At 68.5% G+C, this 5,625-nt stretch carries 5 protein-coding genes and 3 pseudogenes; 3 read left to right on the forward strand and 5 right to left on the reverse strand.

What is annotated here, in order from left to right:
- Both AC1DU6_RS18595 and AC1DU6_RS18600 read right to left on the reverse strand, forming a co-directional pair.
- A pseudogene (locus tag AC1DU6_RS18595) lies at positions 1-453 on the reverse strand (xanthine dehydrogenase molybdopterin binding subunit); the annotation flags it as partial.
- Positions 450-695: pseudogene (locus tag AC1DU6_RS18600) on the reverse strand (xanthine dehydrogenase small subunit); the annotation flags it as partial. The pseudogenes AC1DU6_RS18595 and AC1DU6_RS18600, both read right to left, overlap by 4 nt.
- Between AC1DU6_RS18600 and xdhB the strand changes: the two are divergent.
- From xdhB to AC1DU6_RS18615, 3 genes and pseudogenes are all read left to right on the forward strand, one after another.
- Positions 663-2,465: pseudogene (xdhB, locus tag AC1DU6_RS18605) on the forward strand (xanthine dehydrogenase molybdopterin binding subunit); the annotation flags it as partial. The pseudogenes AC1DU6_RS18600 and xdhB overlap by 33 nt on opposite strands.
- Positions 2,462-3,034: a peptidoglycan recognition protein family protein gene (locus tag AC1DU6_RS18610; protein WP_056198452.1), complete on the forward strand. Its 573-nt coding sequence runs from the start codon at positions 2,462-2,464 to the stop codon at positions 3,032-3,034. The pseudogene xdhB and the gene AC1DU6_RS18610, both read left to right, overlap by 4 nt.
- 160 nt (positions 3,035-3,194) lie before the next feature.
- A complete protein-coding gene (locus AC1DU6_RS18615; RefSeq protein ID WP_477858806.1) occupies positions 3,195-3,770 on the forward strand; it encodes a hypothetical protein in 576 nt (191 codons plus the stop codon).
- A gap of 15 nt (positions 3,771-3,785) precedes the next feature.
- Here the strand turns inward: AC1DU6_RS18615 and AC1DU6_RS18620 are convergent, their stop codons facing one another.
- The 3 genes from AC1DU6_RS18620 to AC1DU6_RS18630 form a co-directional block, all read right to left on the reverse strand.
- Positions 3,786-4,418 carry a LuxR C-terminal-related transcriptional regulator gene (locus AC1DU6_RS18620; RefSeq protein WP_056198459.1) on the reverse strand — a complete coding sequence of 211 codons (633 nt, stop codon included), beginning with the start codon at positions 4,416-4,418 and terminating at the stop codon, positions 3,786-3,788.
- A 34-nt stretch (positions 4,419-4,452) separates the two neighbouring features.
- On the reverse strand, positions 4,453-5,073 hold the full coding sequence (locus AC1DU6_RS18625) for an ATPase (RefSeq protein WP_457322438.1): 621 nt from the start codon (positions 5,071-5,073) through the stop codon (positions 4,453-4,455).
- Positions 5,074-5,245: 172 nt separating this feature from the next.
- The coding region (locus AC1DU6_RS18630) for a type II toxin-antitoxin system prevent-host-death family antitoxin (RefSeq protein WP_477858808.1) at positions 5,246-5,625 on the reverse strand (380 nt) is incomplete at its 5' end.

Raw genomic sequence — 5,625 nt, forward strand, 5'->3', positions numbered from 1 at the left:
GTACTGGCCGGCGGCATGCGCTTGCAGTGCCGTCAGCAGCGGCGGCAGCGGCTCGGCCTGGATGACCTGCCTGGCCAGCCCGGCCGCGCGGCGCGCCAGTTCTCGGTGGGTCGCGATGACGGCGAACACCGGCTGGCCCACATAGCGCAGCTCGTCCGCCGCCAGGATGGGGTCGTCATGCAGCAATGGGCCGCAGTTGTTCTCGCCGGCAATGTCGGCCGCGCTGAGCACTGCGACGACGCCGGGCATGCGGCGGATGCGTTCGAGGTCGACGCCCAGCAGCTTGCCATGCGCGATGGGCGACAGGCCGAGCGCCGCATGCAGCGTGCCGGCGGGCTCGGGCAGGTCGTCGATGTAGGGTGCCGCACCGCTGACGTGCAGGTGCGCCGACTCGTGCGGCAGCGACTTGCCGACGACCGGCTGCAACTCAATCAAGGCTTCAGGCTTGTTCATGCCGGCACCTCCTGCATGGACGGCCAGACGCCGACCGGCACAGCGCCGACGGTTTCCAGCCACAGCTTGGTGAACAGGTTCTGCGCGACCTTGAGCCGGTAATCGGCGCTGGCGCGCATGTCGGTCATGGGTTTGAAGTCCTGTGCCAGCGCGGCCGCGGCGGCCTTGGCGGCAGCTTCGGTCCAGGGTTGGCCGACGACGGCGGCTTCCGCCGCGGCGGCGCGCTTGACGATGGCGGCCAGGAGCAGTTCTATCTGGAGGGCCAGATCAGCCTGGCCGTGCCGCAGGAGGGCGGCGACGCCTTGCTCGTGCACTGCTCGACCCAACACCCGAGCGAGATGCAGCAGCTCGTGGCGCATTGCCTGGGCTGGCATGCGCATCGTGTCGTCGTGCAATGCCGGCGCATGGGTGGCGGCTTTGGCGGCAAGGAGAGCCAATCCGCTCTCTTCGCCTGCGTCGCGTCCATCGCTGCGCTGAAGCTGAAGAAACCCGTGAAGCTCCGCGTGGACCGCGACGACGATTTCCTCGTCACGGGACGCCGTCATGGCTTCGACTACCGATGGGATGTCGGCTTCGACGCCGACGGCCGCATCCTTGCCGTCGACATCGACCTGATCGCCAACGCCRGGCACAGCGCCGACCTTTCCGCCCCCGTGATGGCCCGCGCGCTCTGCCATTTCGACAACGCCTACTGGCTGCCGCATGTTGCGATGCATGGCTACTGCGCCAAGACCAACACGCAGAGCAACACGGCCTTCCGAGGCTTTGGCGGACCGCAGGGGGCCATCGCCATCGAGATGATCCTGGACGGTGTCGCCCGCCAGCTCGGATTGGACCCGGCCGAGGTGCGCCAGCGCAATTTCTACACCGCCGGCCAGGACATGACGCCCTATGGCCAGCAGGTCGAGGAACTGCACGCCCAACCGCTGACGGCGCAGCTGCTTGCCAGCAGCCGCTACGCCGAACGCCGCGCCGAGATCGCCGCCTTCAACGCCGCCAGCCCGGTGCTGAAAAAGGGCCTGGCCTTCACGCCGGTCAAGTTCGGCATCTCCTTCAACGTGGCCCACCTGAACCAGGCCGGCGCACTGGTGCATGTCTACACCGACGGCTCGGTGCTGGTGAACCACGGCGGCACGGAAATGGGCCAGGGCCTGAACACCAAGGTGGCCCAGGTCGTCGCGCATGAGTTGGGCCTGCCGTTGGCCAGCGTGCGCTGCTCGGCCACCGACACGAGCAAGGTCGCCAACACCTCCGCCACGGCCGCATCCACCGGCAGCGACCTGAACGGCAAGGCCGCGCAGGATGCCGCGCGCAAGATCAAGGGGCGGCTGGCCGCCGTCGCCGCCGAGCGCTTTGGCTGCGCCGCCGAGCTGGTCGCCTTTGATGGCGGCCAGGTCAGCGGCGGCGGCCAAAGCCTGCCCTTTGGCGAACTCGTCGCCGCGGCCTACCTGAAGCGCGTGCAGCTGTGGAGCGACGGCTTCTACGCCACGCCCGGCCTGCACTGGGACCGCAGCAAGCTGCAGGGCCACCCTTTCTATTACTACGCCTGGGGCGGCGCCGTCTGTGAGGCGCTGGTGGACACACTGACCGGCGAAAGCCGCATCACGCGCGCCGACATCTTGCACGACGTGGGCCAGAGCCTGAACCCGGCCATCGACATCGGTCAGATCGAGGGCGGCTTCATCCAGGGCATGGGCTGGCTGACGACGGAGGAGCTGGTCTGGCACCCCACGACGGGTTTGCTGACCACGCACGCGCCCAGCACCTACAAGATCCCGACCGCCAACGATTGCCCGCCGGAACTGCGTGTGGAGCTGTTCGGCGTGGCCAATGCCAGCGAAACCATCCACCGCAGCAAGGCCGTCGGCGAGCCGCCGCTGCTGCTGGGGTTTGCGGCCCTGCTGGCCATCAAGGACGCCTGCGCCGCCTGCGGCCCAGAGAATTGCGATCCGCCGCTGCAGGCGCCGGCCACGGCCGAGGCGGTGCTCAACGCGATCGACGCCGTCCGTTGAAGCTCGTCGCCGCCCTCACCGTCCTGCTGGCGCTCGGCAGTTGCGCCACTGCACCGCCGGCGCCCGACATCGTCAGCGTCGACAGCTGGGGCGGCAGTGCAGCCACATCCACGGCAGCGCCGCAGCAGATCACGCACATCACGATCCACCACCAGGGCGAGATCTGGAAGGACGGCGCCGACGTCGAGGCCTACTTGCGCCGGCTGCAGCAGTGGTCGCGCCTGACCAAGCGCTGGGCGGACATCCCCTACCACTACGTCATCGCGCCCGACGGCCGCATCTACGCGGCGCGGCCGCTGGCCCAGGCCGGCGACACCAACACCGAATACGACCCGCGCGGCCACGCCCTCGTCATGCTGGTCGGCAACTTCGAGGAGCAGCAGCCCACGCCGGCCCAGCTCAACGCCGCCGTCGAGCTGACCGCGTGGCTGGTCCGCCAACACCACCTCGGCCTGGACGCCATCGCCAGCCACAAGGACTACAGCCGGCAGACCGTCTGCCCGGGCAAGAATCTGTATGCCTACCTGGAATCCGGCTGGTTCAAGGCCGAGGTGGGCAAGCGCCTCTGATCAGCGGGTTTTCTGCGTGGCCGCCACGACGGCTGAGTGCGCGAGCTGACGTCGCGTGCCGTCAGCAGGTGCAGCACATGCGACGTGCGCTGACGGGGCGGCGCCGCTGGGGCGTGCTTCAATCGGCGCACAAAAAGCCGAAACGGGAGAGGACGACGTCATGAAACCATTGCTTTTGACCGCTGCACTGCTGGCGGCAGGCTGCAGCACCGCGTCGCCCCTGCGTCAATCGCAGGAAAGTTTCAACGCGGCTTACGGCGTGGTCGCTGGCAACGCCGACACCATCGTCATTTCCAGTTCGCCACCCTATGTGCAGATCACTGTGGTGGACAAGCGGTCGTCGGAGGCTCACACGCGCTGCATCAACGCCTACTCTCTTCTCGGCGCCTTGGGACTTGAGCACGGCCTGCCGGTCGGCGCACACGCCGAAACGCTAAGGCTCGCACTGACCAACAAAGAGCGGCGTTTCGAATTCACCAAGCCGGAGGCCCTGGCCAGGCTGGTCATCAGCTACGCCGACGCCGACCTTGAAGTGATGCGGCAACGATTGGCGCCCTACAGCGACGCTGAACTTGCAACAGGATTCGGCGGCTGGGGAACGCTTCAGAGCTTGCTCGACGGCTCGCCTGCAGACCGCCCCCGGGCCTATCGCGACGCTGCGGCCTGTGTCCTGATCGACCGGGGTTTCTCGCCACGAATCGCTGATCGGACCGGAGCGCTGGTGATATACCGCTGACCGCGGCGTCCATCGTCAACGCGCGCGTTGCGTCGCGACCACCACCGCCTGGGTGCGCGAGTTCACGCCCAGCGCCCTCAGCACCGCGGCCACATGGTCCTTCACGGTGTCCACGCTGACACCCAGCTCGCGGGCGATCAGCTTGTTGGACAGGCCTTGCGTGAGCAGATGCAGCACATGCTTCTGGCGCGGCGTCAGCGGCAGCTCCGCCCAGTCGCCTGGCGCGGGGCCAGCCGAGGCCGGTGTGGCTGCAACGGGTTCAGCCGCACGCTTGAGCGGCGGCACATAGGTGCCACCGGCCAGCACCAGGTGCAGTGCCTGGACCAAGGTATTCAGGTCGCTGCGCTCGGGCACATAGCCCATGGCGCCGGCACCCAGAGCCTGCAGGGCCTCCTCGGTGTCGTCGCTGCCGGAGATGACGACGACCGGCAGCAGCAGGTGCTCGCCGTGGATCTGCTGCAGCAGCTCGAAGCCACCATCGATGCGCAGGTCCAGCAGCACGAGCCGGGGGATGGCCTGGCCCAGCGCGTCGCGCGCGGCGGCAACAGTGTCCACGCCCTGCACCTGCGCCCCGGCGAAATGCTGCTCGATCAGGCCGGTGAGCGCGGCGCGCACCATCGGAAAAGCATCGACCAGCAAAACCTTCATCACCCCTCCTCGTTGAACCGCGGCGGCATGATATTCAACGCAGGGCCGCGGCGAGCAGGGGTTTGGCCCAGGCGGGCACGCTGCGCAGCGGTGCATGGGCAACGACCCGGCCCGACTGCATCTGCAACAGCAGCACGGGCTGGGGCCGGCGGCCGGCGCGCGGGTCGGCCTCGAAGCTGTTGTCATAAAGGCGCAGGCTGGCCAGGTGAGGCATCAGCTTGACGAGATTGCCGCGGCTGGCGTCAAAGCGCTCGCGCACCTTGGCCTCGGGAATGTCGTGCCCACCCGCGGCCACGCGTGCCTGGATGCGGCGCAGGTGCAGTTCAGGCGTGGCAAGGCCGGCGTACCAGACATGCACCTGGGCACCACCCCGTGCGCCGTCCAGCAGCAACTGGGTCATGCTGGTGCCGCCCAGCGTCGTCTCGAAGGCATAGGTCAGGCTTTCGGCCAGCGCCTTCTCCAGGCCGCGTCGGCCCAGCGTCCAGGCCAGGCCATTGGCCTGTTCGGCGGACAGGCTGGGCTGCTGCTCACGCAAGCGCGCGGCGGCGATGTCGGGATTGAAGAACTCGGCCCCGCTGGCCTGGATGGCCGCGCCGCCGAGGGAACTCTTGCCAGCGCCATTGACGCCAGCGAGCACGTAGAGGCGTGCCGGCAATTCAGCAGTCCGTTCCGGACACAGGCACCGGGCCGAGCGCCGGGCCGCTCCCAAGCCGGCCCGTCAGGCGATGTGCTTGCCGGTCAATCCGGCAAGCATCGCCGTCCCCGCGGGGGACCGACCAGGTTGGCCCGCGTCCAGCGAGGCCAAACTGGGCGAGGGGCCGTCTCATTCAGGCGGCCTTGCGAACGGGTTTGCGCGGCTTGGCGGCCTTCACGGCCACGGCGCCGATGGCCTCGGGCGTCATCGCGAAGGCATCGGCCAGCGCTTCGCCCTGGTCCTGCATGCGCGCCAGCATCGCGTCGAACTCGCCGCCTAATGCACCCAGATCGGGCTCGGCGGCACGCTGCATTTCGCGGTAGCGCTCGACCGACATCAGCACGAAGGCGGGCTGGTCATGCTTGGTGATCAGCACCGCGCCATGGGCCGCGACCGTGCGGCCGACTTTCTGGATACCCGCCACGAGCTGGGTGGCCGACACGCTGGGCAGCTGGTCGGCCAGGGCTTGTTCGAGGACTGCAGACATGATGAGGCTCCCGACTGGCATGGCCG

Source organism: Roseateles sp. P5_B10 (assembly GCF_056400485.1).

Excerpts from the sequence above, each read along its gene's own strand:
- AC1DU6_RS18615 (WP_477858806.1), top strand. The coding sequence starts at position 3,195 with ATGAAACCATTGCTTTTGACCGCTGCACTGCTGGCGGCAGGCTGCAGC.
- AC1DU6_RS18620 (WP_056198459.1), bottom strand. The coding sequence starts at position 4,418 with ATGAAGGTTTTGCTGGTCGATGCTTTTCCGATGGTGCGCGCCGCGCTC.